An 18,204-nucleotide genomic window follows, 5' to 3' on the forward strand; every position below is an offset into this window, starting at 1 on the left:
TACATTATATTAAAAAAGGAGGATTTATAATGACTAATTCCAGTTTTAAATCAGACGTTTTTTCTTTTTCTAATTATACTCGTGGATCTGTAGATAACCGTACAGGTTCATATAATTTTGTTCTACCTTTAGCAAGATTAAAAGGAAATAATCAAATGGGCCCTACTATAGATTTATCTTTGAAATATAACTATATTTTTAATAAGGATAGTGATGAGGGTTTTGGAGCTGGATGGCATCTAGGCCTTACAAAATATATTAGAGGTTCTTCCCAGTCTACACTCTATCTTAAAGATGGAAGAACTATTTATTTAAATGAAGCTTCTAATGGAACAATTACTATTAATACTGTTACTTTAAATGATTTTAAATTCACTAAAAATGGTGACTCTCAATATAAAATTGAATATAAAGATGGTTCAAAAGAACTTTTGAGTAGTTTACCACAAGTGGGGCAAGATGGAGTATTCTACTTAACAAAATTAACTAATGAAGCTGGATATGGGATGTATTTTAGCTATGAAAGATTAGGTGGAGATCAATGCAGGCTTTATCAAATTAGAAATGCCAATGACAATAAAGCTGATGCAACTGGTGAAGGTGGTGAAGTATTATTAAGCTTTGATCTGGATCCTAATAATGGATATGTTATAAATATGAATTTATTTCCACAACAAGACAATTTAAAATCAACACTTAGTATGACTAAAAATCAATATGGATATTTATCTTTTTGTACCACACCTGACACCAAGGACTCAGGTAATATTTATATGTTTAACTATATTTCTAAAGGAGATAAAAATGAATTTTCTTTACTTTCTCAAGTAAGTAATTTAGGGAAATATAAAGAAGAAATAACCTATAATAAGCAAGCATCTTTACCAGCTAACGGTCCATATAAATATTTTCCAGCAGTTAGTAGTTATAAGTTTACTATGTTTGCTCCAGAAGATAACACATACACAGAAAGACATGATTATGAATACACACCTAATAATTTTACGGGATATACTTCTGGTGCCACATGGGATTCAAGTGATGCTGTAATTGATAATAGTTATTTAAGGAATTCAAGTTTTAACTATGGTACTACAGAAAGCCTATATGTTGAGGAAGTTTTACAATTAAAAAAGACACAAACATATAATAAATTTCATTTATTAATTCATGAAGAAATTGATTCATTGGATGGGAAATCAATTGACCATACTTATCTTTATTATGATGACACAAAAAAGGAATATAAAGATCAAGACCAAAGATACACTTGTTTAACTCATAAAATAACATATTATGTAGATAAAACCGATGTGAATAATCCTAAGGACTATAACGAGAACACATATTATGAATACGATAAATATGGGAATGTATTAAAACAATATGGTGATACCATAATGACAAAGGAGTATATGTATGTAGATCCACCTTTAGGTTTAAATCCATTTGTACGACATATCTCCAGTATTAAAGAATACAATAAAGATGTAAATAACTCAAGGGTAACGGAATACAATTATAAAACCCTATTTAAGTTGGGAAGTCCATTTACCATGACAGTAATAGATAAAATTAAAGAAGCAAAAGTAATAAATGGAGTGAAAACTTATTTTAGAGAGACAGATTTAGATTATATAGAAAATGTTCAATACCCAATTGATTATTTACCTAGATTACAAAAAGTATTCTTATCTGGGAAACAAGTATCAACACAAGCAATTAATTATGATAACACTGTTGATGGTGAATTAAAAATTACAACAGAAATTACCACCACAGATAATAAAACTTTAAAAACAATTAAATCTATTTCTACTTATACAGGTTTAACTACTTTAGATGTAGATCCTACAGGAGTAAAAACAAAATATTCTTATGATTCAATGGGAAGAATATTATCTATTACAACAGGATATGGGACAGGAAATGCAGTTACCACAAATTATAGCTATAACTATAGCGATGATAATAAGGGAATAGAAATGGTTAAAGAAACCCATCCTGATGGTATAGTAAAGGAAACATATTTAGATGGATTTAATAACGAATGTTTAATTAAAATTAATAACGAAGTAAGTACTAGAAAATATTATAATACTTTAAACCAATTATTATTAGAATCTGTATATGATACTAATGTTTCTTCTACAGAACAAGGGGAAAAAATTAATACCATCAGTACAAATAAGTATTACTATGATAAATGGGGAAGAAATAATAAGGTTGAATATAGTAATGGCACTGTATTTCATTCAGATTATAATATGATGGATTCTATAGCTACTGAGTATTTTGATTATGGAATCCCAAGGAATCAATCAGGAAACTATGCAAAACATATAGTTACTTATGATACATTAGGTAGGATCATTTCAGAAAAGTATTCAGTTGGAAAAGACGTGATATTGAAGACAATTAATAATATATACGATGAATTTAATAATTTAGTAAAACAAACTATTACTACAAAAAATAGTAATTTTAAACCTTTAATAAGGCAATATACCTATGATGATTTTGATAGATTAATAATTTTAAAAGAAGGAGAAGATGGTAGTACAAATCCTAGAAAAATTTCCTATGAATATTCACAATATACAGATGAACCAATTAAGACTTCCATATCTGTAAATGATAAAGTTATTGGCACTAGAAGATATGATGGATTAAATAGACTTATAGAAGAAAAAATTGGAAATAATAAAGCAGAAACATATGAGTATGATGAAGGATACTTACAACCTAAAACAATGATAACATCAAAGAATAAGGAAATATCATATAAATATAGAAATGAACTGAATTATGTTCCAGATAGAGTTGAAGTGGATAATTTAAAATATATATATTCTTATGATATTCAAAATAAATTAGTCAATAGGCAGGATTATATGAATACTACTAATGATGTTAAAACTAATACTAGTAGTACTTACATCCCTCATTATAATTCAAATCATAATATAATTGGAGAGACCTTTGTTATGGACGGGAAAACATATAGTTCCAACTATGAACGTGGAAATTTAGGAACTATAAATAGTATCATAAATCCTAATGGTATGAAGAAAATTTATGGATACAATGAAAAAGGACAACTTATTCAAGTAAAAGAAGATTCATTAACAACTACTCTTTCTTATATAAATGATTTCCCAAATGAAGTGAATTTCAGTTTAAATAATGCTAATATTAAATGCAGTTTTGGTTATGATGAACTGGGGAGAGAAACTGTTCGAACATATAGGAATACTAATGCTGGCCAAAATTTCAGTGGAGATATTTTCATAATATATAATGAAGATGGTAAAATTTCAGAGAAACACATTGAGTATGGTCCTCGAAGTTATGCTTATTACTATGATTATGACATATTTGGAAGGTTAATTTCAGTAAACACAGATGATGATTCAAGTACTTTTCCTAAAGATCAATATTCCACTAATATTAAAAAGTTTGAATATACCTATGATGATTTTGATAATATTGTGTCTGCTACAACCACTTTTACAGATGAAAGTACTAATACAGCTAATTTTACTTATGATAGTATAAATCCTTGTAAATTATTAAAGGTTGAAAACTCAAAATCTAATTATCCAAAACAAATAAATTTTCAATATGATGATGCGGGTAATATTATATCTATGGGAGAAAGAAAATTCGATTACGATGATTTCAATAAACTTTACAGGGTAAATTCAAATTCAGACTCAGGTAGTTCATATTATAAAAATGATTATAATGGAAATCAATATAAGCACGAGTATTTTGCAGCTAATGGACAAAAAGAAGTAAATAATACTACATTATATACTGGTGATAAATTATTTACATCTATTGATGAAAATATGGATAGTATAAGAAATGTTACTTATGGACTTCCATATTACACTATATCTGAACCTAGTGAAGATTCATCAGAGATTGAAACTTATTCATTCTTAGTATCAGATGCTTTAGGAAACAAGTATGGTGAAATAAGTTTAGGTGATATTACAGATAATAATTATTTTTATTTATACACTCCATATGGTTATTCATTTTATGCCCAGGAAGATAAAATACAATATGCAGGAGAAAGACTAGATTCAATTAATAACTTATACCACTTAGGGAATGGAGAAAGAGCTTATGATCCTATATTAATGAGATTTTTACAGCCGGATAATCTTAGTCCCTTTGATGGTGGGGGTATTAATCCTTATGCTTACTGCTTAGGAGATCCAATTAACTTTACTGACCCTTCTGGGCATATTAGCAGTTGGGGCATTGCAGCCATTGTATTTGGATCTATTGGATTATTAGCCTCTATAGCCACTTTTGGTGCTACTGCATTTGCAGCAGGAGGAGTATTAGCTGCCCTTGGAACAGTTGGAGGTAAACTAGGAGCTATTTCTGTACTACTAGAAACTGGTTCCCTTGCCACTTTAATTGCTTCTGAAAAAGTTAGCGTTCCTGAAACAGCTAATAATTTAGGTATAGCTTCTTTTGCATTAGGATTAGGATCATTTATCACTGGTATAGGTTCTGCAGTAGGAACATTTGGAAGTGCACGTATAAGTAGAATGTTAAGATCATCTTCTACTCCTGAGCAACCTACAGGGAACATTCTTTATGGAGAATTAGAAAATATAACTGTAAGAAGTAAAACATTTTCAAGATATTATTCGCCCTTATTTACACCAAACGACAGCGTAAGAATATCATTAGACTTAACACCAGGTCCTTGGGTTGCTGCCCATGGCAGGCCTGGAAGAATTCATTCAGTTTTGAGAAAGTATAGAAGACTTACTGTTGAAAAGTTTGCTAATGAGTTAACAACCCTTATAGGAGATAATTATCAAGGTCCCGTTTATCTTATGTCCTGTGGCGGAGGGGAAAATGCTCAAACCATCGCTAATATTTCACAATATTCAATTTATGCATTTTTAAATAGATATACTAGAACTACTACACCAGTTATGATAGGAAACAACTATTCAATAAGAAGTTTTGGTTATCCAGGAATCTCTAGATTACAACGTTTTGATCCTATACCACGTAATAATACTACAATTAGTATAGTATAAAAATTATTAAATTAAAAATCTAATATAAGTAAAACAAACCTATTATAGAAAGATAACTATAACAATATTTTACTTATTCTTTAAAATGAGGATGAAAATTTTTAAACAGTTTTATATTAAATAAAAAAGTTATAGATATACTAATAAAGATAGGGTTAGTATATTCTATGACTTTTCCTTGTTTATTTAAATTCTTGAAAATTAATGTAATCCCACATGGATCTTATTTATGAAGCTTTAGGAATGTAGGAAACATAGAACCAGTACATTTATTGTTATATTTGCTACCTAATTTATCTATATATCCAACTAAATCACAAATATTAGTATAAGGATTACTTTCTATAAAATCCCTTACATTTATATTGTAGTTATTACTGAACTATAATTTTTTAAGTTAGCTGTAGTATATTCAAAATGTAATAGATACCAAAATTCAAAACAAGGATTTGAAATCCTAAGTATTATTTTATTCTATTTTATCATTTTTTCTTAATCATCTAGATTCATATAATGAATATAAATCTGTGCTTTTACCTTCTTTTTTTCAGTAAACCATATCTGATTCCTTCTTAAAATGTTTCTATCTAAAAGATTAGTATCATGGGTTGAAAACACAAGCTGAGCCTTATTTTTATATAACTTCTATCTAATTTAAAAGGTATTCTTGGAACAATTTTTCCTTGCTGTATTTCATGAGATTTATTTATAAAAAAACTTACAAAACTCATCGCTTTTAAAATATTAATTTTTTCTGAGGCATTTACTCCGTATGAAGTAGCAACATTTAAAGCTCAATTAGGAATTTTACTATTTTCTAAAATTTAAGTAAATAATATGGTAATAAATATTTTTAAGGAATAAATAAAAAATTTTATAATAAAAAACATATAAATAAGATTGTTTTTATTATAAAAAGCATCCTATATTATAAAAATATTAGGATGCTTTTTTGTGTTAATAAAGAATCTTTATAAGTTAGTTAAACTAGTTACTATTTTCTAATATTTAAAATAACTTTTATATAAATCTTTATAATAGTTTAGGTTCAAAACGCTTTATTTTACTAAATGTCGGCAAACCCATAAAGTTTAATGTCTCATTTACACGTCTTAGATTAAAGGGTCCTTGGGTTATACGACGCATATTTGGAGCAATATAAGTAAGTTTATTTGGAAATACATAAACTGGTCTTTGTAAAGCATTAGCTATTTTTTGAGCATTTGAAAAATTCCCTCCTACACCTGCACTGCAAGATATAAGATAAAGAGGACCTTCGGAACTATATCCTGGAAGTGATTGTAATTGTCTAGCAAACTCATAAGGATCAAGAAAATTAGTTTTAAGCTTACCTGGATACATTATACTTGGTATTTCTGGTTCCAAAATTGATGTTATCTTAAGATATTTACCATGTGATGTAACAAGGGATCCTGGTTCTAATCCTGGATTTATTGGCCTGAATGTTGCTGTATAGAAAGCATTCATGTCTCCAATTGTATAATCTATACTGTCAAAGGTTCCAGAAAGGATACGATTACTAGAAATCATACGTGAACGAGTAACCATACCTGCTGGAACACCTGTTCCTGTAACAAATGCTCCTAATCCTAATGCCAAAGAGGCTATGCTTAAATTATTAGATGTTTCAGAATCGCTACCGCTAATTGCTAGAGAAGCAGCTCCTGTAGCAACTGAAGCTAAGTCTAATACTATACTGGTTGCTGCAACCACGCCACCTATTGTATTAAGAGCAGCCAATATTCCGCCTGCAGCCGCCGCTGCAATACCAAAGGTTGCTATAGAAGATGCTATTGTTCCAATAGCTCCTAGTCCTATACCTACCCAGCTCATTGTAGTGCTAAAGCTAATATGCCCAGAAGGGTCAGTAAAGTTAATTGGATCTCCTAAGCAGTAAGCATAAGGATTAATACCCCCACCATCAAAGGGACTAAGATTATCCGGCTGTAAAAATCTCATTAATATAGGATCATAAGCTCTTTCTCCATTCCCTAAGTGGTATAAGTTATTAATTGAATCTAGTCTTTCTCCTGCATATTGTATTTTATCTTCCTGGGCATAAAATGAATAACCATATGGAGTGTATAAATAAAAATAATTATTATCTGTAATATCACCTAAACTTATTTCACCATACTTGTTTCCTAAAGCATCTGATACTAAGAATGAATAAGTTTCAATCTCTGATGAATCTTCACTAGGTTCAGATATAGTGTAATATGGAAGTCCATAAGTAACATTTCTTATACTATCCATATTTTCATCAATAGATGTAAATAATTTATCACCAGTATATAATGTAGTATTATTTACTTCTTTTTGTCCATTAGCTGCAAAATACTCGTGCTTATATTGATTTCCATTATAATCATTTTTATAATATGAACTACCTGAGTCTGAATTTGAATTTACCCTGTAAAGTTTATTGAAATCATCGTAATCGAATTTTCTTTCTCCCATAGATATAATATTACCCGCATCATCATATTGAAAATTTATTTGTTTTGGATAATTAGATTTTGAGTTTTCAACCTTTAATAATTTACAAGGATTTATACTATCATAAGTAAAATTAGCTGTATTAGTACTTTCATCTGTAAAAGTGGTTGTAGCAGACACAATATTATCAAAATCATCATAGGTATATTCAAACTTTTTAATATTAGTGGAATATTGATCTTTAGGAAAAGTACTTGAATCATCATCTGTGTTTACTGAAATTAACCTTCCAAATATGTCATAATCATAGTAATAAGCATAACTTCGAGGACCATACTCAATGTGTTTCTCTGAAATTTTACCATCTTCATTATATATTATGAAAATATCTCCACTGAAATTTTGGCCAGCATTAGTATTCCTATATGTTCGAACAGTTTCTCTCCCCAGTTCATCATAACCAAAACTGCATTTAATATTAGCATTATTTAAACTGAAATTCACTTCATTTGGGAAATCATTTATATAAGAAAGAGTAGTTGTTAATGAATCTTCTTTTACTTGAATAAGTTGTCCTTTTTCATTGTATCCATAAATTTTCTTCATACCATTAGGATTTATGATACTATTTATAGTTCCTAAATTTCCACGTTCATAGTTGGAACTATATGTTTTCCCGTCCATAACAAAGGTCTCTCCAATTATATTATGATTTGAATTATAATGAGGGATGTAAGTACTACTAGTATTAGTTTTAACATCATTAGTAGTATTCATATAATCCTGCCTATTGACTAATTTATTTTGAATATCATAAGAATATATATATTTTAAATTATCCACTTCAACTCTATCTGGAACATAATTCAGTTCATTTCTATATTTATATGATATTTCCTTATTCTTTGATGTTATCATTGTTTTAGGTTGTAAGTATCCTTCATCATACTCATATGTTTCTGCTTTATTATTTCCAATTTTTTCTTCTATAAGTCTATTTAATCCATCATATCTTCTAGTGCCAATAACTTTATCATTTACAGATATGGAAGTCTTAATTGGTTCATCTGTATATTGTGAATATTCATAGGAAATTTTTCTAGGATTTGTACTACCATCTTCTCCTTCTTTTAAAATTATTAATCTATCAAAATCATCATAGGTATATTGCCTTATTAAAGGTTTAAAATTACTATTTTTTGTAGTAATAGTTTGTTTTACTAAATTATTAAATTCATCGTATATATTATTAATTGTCTTCAATATCACGTCTTTTCCAACTGAATACTTTTCTGAAATGATCCTACCTAATGTATCATAAGTAACTATATGTTTTGCATAGTTTCCTGATTGATTCCTTGGGATTCCATAATCAAAATACTCAGTAGCTATAGAATCTATCATATTATAATCTGAATGAAATACAGTGCCATTACTATATTCAACCTTATTATTTCTTCCCCATTTATCATAGTAATACTTATTTGTACTGATGGTATTAATTTTTTCCCCTTGTTCTGTAGAAGAAACATTAGTATCATATACAGATTCTAATAATAATTGGTTTAAAGTATTATAATATTTTCTAGTACTTACTTCGTTATTAATTTTAATTAAACATTCGTTATTAAATCCATCTAAATATGTTTCCTTTACTATACCATCAGGATGGGTTTCTTTAACCATTTCTATTCCCTTATTATCATCGCTATAGTTATAGCTATAATTTGTGGTAACTGCATTTCCTGTCCCATATCCTGTTGTAATAGATAATATTCTTCCCATTGAATCATAAGAATATTTTGTTTTTACTCCTGTAGGATCTACATCTAAAGTAGTTAAACCTGTATAAGTAGAAATAGATTTAATTGTTTTTAAAGTTTTATTATCTGTGGTGGTAATTTCTGTTGTAATTTTTAATTCACCATCAACAGTGTTATCATAATTAATTGCTTGTGTTGATACTTGTTTCCCAGATAAGAATACTTTTTGTAATCTAGGTAAATAATCAATTGGGTATTGAACATTTTCTATATAATCTAAATCTGTCTCTCTAAAATAAGTTTTCACTCCATTTATTACTTTTGCTTCTTTAATTTTATCTATTACTGTCATGGTAAATGGGCTTCCCAACTTAAATAGGGTTTTATAATTGTATTCCGTTACCCTTGAGTTATTTACATCTTTATTGTATTCTTTAATACTGGAGATATGTCGTACAAATGGATTTAAACCTAAAGGTGGATCCACATAGGTGTACTCTTTTGTTCTAAATGGTGCAAGGCTTTTGAGAATATTACCATATTCATCATATTCATAATCTGTTATCTCTGTATATATTTTCACATAACTTAAATCGGTGTTATCTGTATAATGGGTTTCTTTCTTTTTTAAACAGGTGTATTGGGATACTTGATCTTTATATTCTGTTGCTGTATCAGCGTAATAAGTATAATTATGTGTTATTAATTTCCCATCCAATGAATCAATTTCTTCATGAATTAATAAATGAAATTTATTATATGTTTGTGTCTTTTTTAATTGTAAAACTTCCTCAACATATAGGCTTTCTGTAGTACCATAGTTAAAATTTGAATTCCTTAAATAACTATTATCTATTACAGCATCACTTGAATCCCATGTAGCACCAGAAGTATATCCCGTAAAATTATTAGGTGTGTATTCATAATCATGTCTTTCTGTGTATATGTTATCTTCTGGAGCAAACATAGTAAACTTATAACTACTAACTGCTGGAAAATATTTATATGGACCGTTAGCTGGTAAAGATGCTTGCTTATTATAGGTTATTTCTTCTTTATATTTCCCTAAATTACTTACTTGAGAAAGTAAAGAAAATTCATTTTTATCTCCTTTAGAAATATAGTTAAACATATAAATATTACCTAAGTCCTTGGTGTCAGGTGTGGTACAAAAAGATAAATATCCATATTGATTTTTAGTCATACTAAGTGTTGATTTTAAATTGTCTTGTTGTGGAAATAAATTCATATTTATAACATATCCATTATTAGGATCCAGATCAAAGCTTAATAATACTTCACCACCTTCACCAGTTGCATCAGCTTTATTGTCATTGGCATTTCTACCTTGATAAAGCCTGCATTGATCTCCACCTAATCTTTCATAGCTAAAATACATCCCATATCCAGCTTCATTAGTTAATTTTGTTAAGTAGAATACTCCATCTTGCCCCACTTGTGGTAAACTACTCAAAAGTTCTTTTGAACCATCTTTATATTCAATTTTATATTGAGAGTCACCATTTTTAGTGAATTTAAAATCATTTAAAGTAACAGTATTAATAGTAATTGTTCCATTAGAAGCTTCATTTAAATAAATAGTTCTTCCATCTTTAAGATAGAGTGTAGACTGGGAAGAACCTCTAATATATTTTGTAAGGCCTAGATGCCATCCAGCTCCAAAACCCTCATCACTATCCTTATTAAAAATATAGTTATATTTCAAAGATAAATCTATAGTAGGGCCCATTTGATTATTTCCTTTTAATCTTGCTAAAGGTAGAACAAAATTATATGAACCTGTACGGTTATCTACAGATCCACGAGTATAATTAGAAAAAGAAAAAACGTCTGATTTAAAACTGGAATTAGTCATTATAAATCCTCCTTTTATAGTAAATCTTATTTATGTGAAGTTAATCACTTATAAGTGATTAACTTCACATTTATAAAAATCAATTATTTGAATAGCTAACTAAAATTAGGCATACCTCCTAATTGTAGTGGTCCTGCAAGTCCTGCGTAATTTAAATTAAACACTCCACTGCCATTCCATTGGATTGGGCTAGTAGCATTAGTTATCATCAAATCAATATCAGGGGATATATCACTATTTGCAATTTCAATAATCTTTGGAGAAGCTGCTGCAACTCCTGTTAAAATTCCAATTATTATAGCTCCTACTACAAATGCAACCCCATCTGTTAAAAGACCTAAAATAAATGTAGCTATGACCCCAGCTAAAATAATTAGTCCTTCTAAAACCTCTGTTGTACTACTTGTGGATGTACCATGCTCAACAGTAGGATCTTTGTGTTTTTCATAAATTAAAGTTTGCTTACCATTTTTATCTGTATTTAGGGAAATTGTGTACCAATGAGTAGTACGACACCAAGCTGTAACTCCCATTCCCACATTGGTCTCAGTATAAGATTCAAAGATTAATTGATCTTCTTCAAGAGCAATTTTCATTTTTTTCATATAAGGAGTATAGGTTGATCCAGCATGTGAAATAGGATCCAATTCAATATTTTTTCCTTCCTTTAATTGTAGTACGTATTGATACTTACCTGTATCTGTATCAGCATCATTTACAATCTCATAATCCTCTACAGATGATTTCTTCCACTTCATGGGAAGTGTAGGTAGTACTAAATCTTGTAATATTCGTTTTTCTGCTATAATAAATCCAGCTATGCTTTTTTCAGGAATAACATATGGATCAATTTGTTGTAGATTACTTTCCGTTACTTTTCTTCCCCCTGTCATGCATAGAATACCTAGTAAGCTCTCCTCAGTGTCTCTATCTACATAAGCATAATCTACATCTGTTGGCTTACACCAAGCCCATTCTGCATCTTTATCAATATAATTATTTAAGTTAACAGTAGCAAATATGTGGTCAAATTCAATTATATTATCATTTAACCAATAGCTAATAAACTCTGAAATAATAGATTCTGTTCCTTCAGTACCAAGCATATCTACACAATCTCCTGTTGGTTCTATATTTTCACCTGTTACGGTATTCTTTTCTATAGTTATGCCTTTTGTACTTGCAACGGGATCATTGTTAGAACCTTGTGATCTTATTTTTAGATGCATTTTACTATCTTCACCCATCTGTTCTTCTAAAAATTTTAGTTTAACTTCTACTGTTAAAGAAAATCTTTCCCAAGCGAAACCTCCAACTAAAGGACTCTCTCCAACAACATTGCTTACTGGGATAGAAAAATAAATTAAAGATCCATCTCCTCCTTTTACAATTTGCCAATCTCCAAAATTACCATTAATTTTATCATTACTTTTGCTTATATAATTAAAACTTTTAGGTGACGTATGTTGATGGACTATTGCTTCATTCACCTTTGAAATAGGTATAGCAAACACCGTATCCCAATTTAAAGTATCTGTGTGATGAGAACTCATTTCAATCATCTCCTTTTTTAATATAATGTAGACAATATAATTTTTTATTCGGAGGTTTTTGTCAATTTACCACCAAGTCTAAATCCTCCATCGCTTAGAGAAACAGACTGTAGTTCAAATCCACTATTATCTGGCCACTTAACAGTTTCAACACAATTGGCAGTAAATTCATCTAAAGTTGGTAAATCTGAGAAATTCTCTTGTGCCAAAGAATCAATGATTTGCCAAGTAGATCCAGCAGCTGCACCAACAACTCCCCCTATAATAGAACCTAAAGTTTTCCATTTATTATTAACTAAGCGTTGCCAAAAACTAGTTGGTTTGGTGGCAATTGCATTTAGCATTTCAGTACTAGTTGCACCCTGTTCAATTAAATCATCAATTGCAGTTATCTCTCCTTCTAAACCTTGATCAATAGCAGTTCTTTCCCCTATACTTATAGCCTCAGGAGTAACAAATTCTGTTAATTCTACTGTAGCTCTTTCACCAGCACCAGCAACTTCACCTATACTTTTTGACACTGCTGCACCTATACCATCAGCTAGACCTCCAATAGCTCCTCCAACAATGGCTCCTACTATTGCAACACCAATTGAAGTAAATAACTCTTTGTATTTTAATGCATCTGAAACAGTATAGGACATAGTAAGCACTGGCTTATCATAAACTGGTTTGGCTGTCACAATGTTTTTATAAGGTTTCCCATTTTTATCTATTCCGCTCTTTAATTCCAATTTATACGATTCAGTATAATTAACATGGACAGTTATTCCATCTCTGGCTTCCCACCTAAGATCCACTACATCGAATCTAATATTATTACCATAAAGTCCAAGCATTAATTTTTTACTATCAATAGTTGCTGGTACAGTATCTCCATCTTCATTTTTAAAAGTACCCCATCTTATTTGATTTTTATTTGTGTAAGATAATCCATCCAACTCATAATCATCTGGTGTAGTTCCTGGAAGCATTGCTAATAAACCTGGTAAAATCCACTTTTCTAAAAATCGATCTGATTGAATTCCAAATGCGGAATTTCCATTTATATTTTCAAGCAATCGGTGATCAATTTCATGATACTGAGAAGCAGTACGATTTTCTGTCATACACAAAATACCAAATATACTTTTATCAAGATCTTCTGCAGTTGATACTGCATAACTAACATCTGTTGGCTTCAACCATTGAAATTGACCTTTATTTGCTGTTGTATTTACACTGATAGTTGCAAAAACATGCTTAAATTTTTCTAAATTTTCTTTATTATTAAACCAACTTTCAAATGAACCTTTACATGTACTCTTAGCTATTAATGAGTCCCCATATGAATTTTCATCTGTGAAAGAAGAGAAGTTATAACCAGTTATACTTACTGCATTAACATGTTGATCATCACTGGTATTTTTTACTATAAGATCTTTTTGCTGTCCTGTATTAGGTTTTGATGTTGGATCTTGATGAGTTATTTGAGAACTATTAATATATTCTAGTCTAACTTCTATATTTACATAATCCCCATTGGCAAAATCAAGGTTAATACCTCCATCAACAGTTTTCATATAAAAACTTCCAGATTTAATTGGACATTGAAGTGATAAGATTTTACCATCACCACTAAGTGTGAGTTTCCAAGGAGACCATTCTCCATTAATAGATCTTCTTAAATCATTAGTTTTTGGATCATTATTCTTGTAAAATTTGTAATCAAAATCCTTTGGCGTTGAACCTAGAGTTTCAATTGCTCTATTGACCTCAGAGAAAGAAATACCTTGAACTGTATCCCAACCAAACAAATCAAATTGAACATTATTAACATTATTCATATAAATTCCTCCTTAATAAAAATAAATTATTTTTGAATATAGATAATTATAGTAACCTTTAAAATAAGTTTATAATGAACAGAAATACCATATTTAATTTTAGAATATTTTAATATATTGTATTTCTGATACAAGTTTTAGTATTGTAATATATTACTCTCTTTTTAAAGTTATTTGTATTTTACCATCAGTTGAATTCATTTGTAGAATACCCTCATGTGAAGATGTGTGTAACGTTATTGAGGATTCTATATATCCTATATGTGCTATGTTATAATCATCCCAACTAATATAAGCCAGTGTTATTCTTACATGAGATGAATCACCTATCTCTACCCTTCCATCCCTGTGATAACCCATATTAATGGGTTCATCATAATAGGATACTACTTCTATACTTCCTCCAAGTTCAGGAATTGTTATTTTTCTTGAAGAAGAGGTATTATTTTCTTAAAGATTAAAATTACCACGAGCATAAAAAGATTGGCTTAATCCACAATCTTGAATTATAAAATCATCTACACCATTCCATTTCACAACTATTTTATCTGATGTAAAAAAATTATTAGTAAATTGTATAGACTGCTCATTTTTTACATCTTCTTTAATGGAATCTGTAACACCTTGTAATACTCCTTCTGCAATACCTATTAAAGTAGGTAGTACTACTGTTGTTGCACCAAAAGTAAAGAAGGCTAGAATCGCTGCACCAATATCTATACCTATCTCCTCTTCGGTAGGTATATGTTTAGAAGAAGTTACATGTGGATTATTATCAGGTAAAAATGTTATTGTATTCGAACTATTATCATATTTAAATTCATTTTTTCCATCTATAGAAAATGAAATATAAGCACCATCAAGTCCTGAAATATCACACTTCCCCTGTGCAGAGGTAACAATTTTGTTGTTTTCCACATGTATAGATAAAGAAGTTATTTTAGGATAATAATAAATTGCTCCTACTTTAACAGTATTACAATTAAGATTTCCTCTATTTTTAATAATTCCAGATGTATTTGATTTTCCTTCATATATAAAATTACTTGCCGTAGCTCCATTCCCATAAACATTTGGAAGTGTAGGTAAAATAATATGTTCTAAAAACATTCCATCAGATGTTAAAATAAACATATCATGTTGGTTATCAAGTAAATTTCCATCTATACTATGAGATAATTGTGAAATATCTCTATCTTTAGTTACTGTTAAGATACATATTACATCTTTACCTGTTTCCGATGCCCCATACATATAATCAAATTTTTTAGGTGCCAGCCAACTTGATGATGAGGGGGGAACTAAATTCATTTCAGCAAAAACATAAGATAAATTATCTTTATTATTAATAAATATTTTTGGTAAATAGTTATGGACTAATCCTACTTCAATAATATTTGAAGAGATTTTACCAGTGGTATCTGGATTAACCACAGTAACAGCACCACTTTTTGTATCTCCAGGTGCCAATCCTGTTTCTTTAAAATTAAATTGTAAATTTCTCATATTTGGTAAAGAGGAGTTTTGAATAAAGTCTAATTGAAGTTCCATAATAGGGCAAATGCCTGATATATCTAGATCTGCATTAGTTTTTTTTATATGAATTGTTCCTTGTGTTATTGGTGTCTGAAAATGCAACAACTTTGCAGAACCACCTGTGATAATTTCCCATATCCCAAATGTTCCTGTTATACTTATATTATCATCTTCGTAGGTAAAAACAAGATTTGCTTGTTGCATATGCTTTGATAACTGTTTATTAGCTACATCCACAGAACAAGCAAAAATAACATCCCAACCTTTTGTGTCCATATTATAAATCACTCCTTTTTAATATTTTTATATAGATATTAATTATAAAGATTCAATTAAATAATAATTATTTAATCAATATAAAGGTCTAAACTTAAATAATTAAAATTTATCCTATGTGCTTATCCACAATTTCTTCTATATGCTCTATATCATTTTCAATTTTTTTCATACATTCTGAAAATTTTTCTAGATTTTGTTGATATTTTTCTTCTCTTTTGCTATTTTCTCTTAATACATAAAATAATAAATAAGAAAATAATATTGCAAATGCTCCTTGAGATGCTATTATTTTTAATATTTGATCTTCCAATATATAATCACCTCCTCTGTCATATTTACTTATTTGCTAACTGCTTGTCCTGTAATTCCTTTAACTATTGAGTTAGCAATTCTATCACTAACCACTTTATTATAAAAGGCTACATCTGCACTAGAATCTAAAAAGAAAGGTTCTATTATATAACAGGGAATACTACTAAAATTATATCTGAATCACAACTAAGAAATTAGGAATTAACTAGTAAGAATTAATGAGCTAAATGTAATTTTACACTTGTCATAAAAAAGAATAGTCTGTCATGTAGAGTAATGATATTTTTTCATTTATGCTAAATTAACTTAATAAGGATATTCATAAATTATACAAGCTTATGAAAAGATTGTTTTTATTTCATTTATTACATTGAAATAAATGGTTATTGTTAATATTTATAATATTCTGATTATTATCTTGTATTATAATTATAAATACTTTTTTAGAATAATGTCAATATATAAATAGTAATTACTAGTAAACAATTATTATGTTAAAGTGTACATTATTAAGGACATTCTTGTAATATTTACCTAGTAAAAAAATATATATAAATATATATTTTTTTATACTATAATAAGTGAAAGGGGCTATCGCACTAATTTTTTAGTGCGATAGCCCCTTTTTTAGTGTGCCTAGCATGGGCAACAACTTGACGGTGAAAGTCCGTTGTGGGCTTAGTAGTGGGAACCACTAGCTAATGACAAGGGTGTCCATTGTGAGATGGAATCTAAGGATAAGTGCGGAGCGCATAGAGTAACTACGGTAATTACAAGTGGAGAAACCAATGTGTTTGAATATGGTTCCTTAGAAAGGATATTATCAAGATAAAATATGCAATTAGCCTATAAAAAGGTTGTTGCCAACAAAGGTAAATCAGGTATTGATAGAATGACAGTTGCAGATATGCTGATGATTGTAATATCTATGTCAAAAGCCAAAGAGCAGGAAATAGAGTCATGGAAAGTATAACTTTATTTATTGAAAATAAATTTAAATTAAAAGTAAATAAAGACAAAAGTGAAGTGGATAGACCATGGAGAAGAAAATTTTTAGGATTTTCATTCTACTGGGCTAGATATATGGCTAAGCTTAGAGTATCCACTCAAGCAATTAATAGATATAAAGATAGAGTCAGAAAAATAACTAGTAGGTCAAAACCATTTACTATAAGGGAAAGAATAAGAAAACTTAATCTTTTGAACAGAGGATGGATAAATTATTATGGAATAGCAAACTGTAATGGAGTAATTAAAAGCTTTGAAATATGGACTAAACAAAGATTAAGAATGTGTATATGGAAACAATGGAAAAAGGTTAAAACCAGATATATAAATTTAAAGCAATTAGGTTTTAATCATTATAAAGCAATAAAATATGCCAATACCCGAAAAGGATACTGGCGTATAGCTAATAGTCCTATTTTACAAACTACTCTAAATAATCAATTCTTTAAAACCGTAGGTTTATGCAGCCTATGGTCTATTTATATGAAAGCACATAATTCTTAAAGAATCGCCGTG

Annotated in this window: 10 protein-coding genes; 3 read left to right on the forward strand and 7 right to left on the reverse strand. The window is 29.2% G+C overall.

Annotation, left to right across the window (positions count from 1 at the left end; all coding sequences use genetic code 11):
• Nucleotides 1–29 precede the first annotated feature (29 nt).
• Entirely contained in the window at nucleotides 30–5,075 is a 5,046-nt protein-coding gene (locus NGI68_RS15985) for an RHS repeat-associated core domain-containing protein (protein ID WP_251862441.1), read from the forward strand.
• Between the two features lie 360 nt (nucleotides 5,076–5,435).
• Here the strand turns inward: NGI68_RS15985 and NGI68_RS15990 are convergent, their stop codons facing one another.
• The 7 genes from NGI68_RS15990 to NGI68_RS16020 form a co-directional block, all read right to left on the reverse strand.
• Nucleotides 5,436–5,543, reverse strand: coding sequence for an RloB domain-containing protein (locus NGI68_RS15990; RefSeq protein ID WP_353505415.1), 108 nt, complete (start codon nucleotides 5,541–5,543; stop codon nucleotides 5,436–5,438).
• Between the two features lie 564 nt (nucleotides 5,544–6,107).
• A complete protein-coding gene (locus tag NGI68_RS15995) occupies nucleotides 6,108–11,174 on the reverse strand; it encodes an RHS repeat-associated core domain-containing protein (protein WP_251862442.1) in 5,067 nt (1,688 codons plus the stop codon).
• A 95-nt stretch (nucleotides 11,175–11,269) separates the two neighbouring features.
• Nucleotides 11,270–12,727, reverse strand: a complete 1,458-nt coding sequence (locus NGI68_RS16000; RefSeq protein WP_251862443.1) for a TULIP family P47-like protein — start codon at nucleotides 12,725–12,727, stop codon at nucleotides 11,270–11,272.
• 44 nt (nucleotides 12,728–12,771) lie between these two features.
• On the reverse strand, nucleotides 12,772–14,553 hold the full coding sequence (locus tag NGI68_RS16005; protein WP_251862444.1) for a TULIP family P47-like protein: 1,782 nt from the start codon (nucleotides 14,551–14,553) through the stop codon (nucleotides 12,772–12,774).
• Nucleotides 14,554–14,706: 153 nt separating this feature from the next.
• Complete coding sequence (locus tag NGI68_RS16010) at nucleotides 14,707–14,913, reverse strand: hypothetical protein (RefSeq protein WP_251862439.1); 207 nt, start codon at nucleotides 14,911–14,913, stop codon at nucleotides 14,707–14,709.
• A 90-nt stretch (nucleotides 14,914–15,003) separates the two neighbouring features.
• Nucleotides 15,004–16,365, reverse strand: a complete 1,362-nt coding sequence (locus NGI68_RS16015) for a TULIP family P47-like protein (RefSeq protein WP_251862445.1) — start codon at nucleotides 16,363–16,365, stop codon at nucleotides 15,004–15,006.
• Nucleotides 16,366–16,474: 109 nt separating this feature from the next.
• Nucleotides 16,475–16,678 (reverse strand): BhlA/UviB family holin-like peptide, encoded by a 204-nt coding sequence (locus NGI68_RS16020; protein ID WP_251862446.1) that lies wholly within the window; start codon nucleotides 16,676–16,678, stop codon nucleotides 16,475–16,477.
• An 837-nt stretch (nucleotides 16,679–17,515) separates the two neighbouring features.
• Between NGI68_RS16020 and NGI68_RS16025 the strand changes: the two genes are divergently transcribed.
• Both NGI68_RS16025 and NGI68_RS16030 read left to right on the forward strand, forming a co-directional pair.
• Nucleotides 17,516–17,653 carry a hypothetical protein gene (locus NGI68_RS16025; RefSeq protein WP_251862447.1) on the forward strand — a complete coding sequence of 46 codons (138 nt, stop codon included), beginning with the start codon at nucleotides 17,516–17,518 and terminating at the stop codon, nucleotides 17,651–17,653.
• Nucleotides 17,641–18,192 carry a group II intron maturase-specific domain-containing protein gene (locus NGI68_RS16030; protein WP_251862448.1) on the forward strand — a complete coding sequence of 184 codons (552 nt, stop codon included), beginning with the start codon at nucleotides 17,641–17,643 and terminating at the stop codon, nucleotides 18,190–18,192. The genes NGI68_RS16025 and NGI68_RS16030 overlap by 13 nt, the downstream gene beginning before the upstream one ends.
• Nucleotides 18,193–18,204 lie beyond the last annotated feature (12 nt).

The sequence above is a fragment of the Clostridium sp. Marseille-Q2269 genome (assembly GCF_943736985.1).
Classification (GTDB): Bacteria; Bacillota; Clostridia; order Clostridiales; family Clostridiaceae; genus Clostridium_F.

What these genes read in the sequence shown, in the direction of transcription:
- NGI68_RS15995 (WP_251862442.1), bottom strand. Translation starts at nt 11,174, where the DNA reads ATGACTAATTCCAGTTTTAAATCAGACGTTTTTTCTTTTTCTAATTAT.
- NGI68_RS15985 (WP_251862441.1), top strand. Translation starts at nt 30, where the DNA reads ATGACTAATTCCAGTTTTAAATCAGACGTTTTTTCTTTTTCTAATTAT.
- NGI68_RS16005 (WP_251862444.1), bottom strand. Translation starts at nt 14,553, where the DNA reads ATGAATAATGTTAATAATGTTCAATTTGATTTGTTTGGTTGGGATACA.
- NGI68_RS16000 (WP_251862443.1), bottom strand. Translation starts at nt 12,727, where the DNA reads ATGAGTTCTCATCACACAGATACTTTAAATTGGGATACGGTGTTTGCT.
- NGI68_RS16025 (WP_251862447.1), top strand. Translation starts at nt 17,516, where the DNA reads ATGCAATTAGCCTATAAAAAGGTTGTTGCCAACAAAGGTAAATCAGGT.
- NGI68_RS16015 (WP_251862445.1), bottom strand. Translation starts at nt 16,365, where the DNA reads ATGGACACAAAAGGTTGGGATGTTATTTTTGCTTGTTCTGTGGATGTA.
- NGI68_RS16010 (WP_251862439.1), bottom strand. Translation starts at nt 14,913, where the DNA reads ATGGGTTATCACAGGGATGGAAGGGTAGAGATAGGTGATTCATCTCAT.
- NGI68_RS16030 (WP_251862448.1), top strand. Translation starts at nt 17,641, where the DNA reads ATGGAAAGTATAACTTTATTTATTGAAAATAAATTTAAATTAAAAGTA.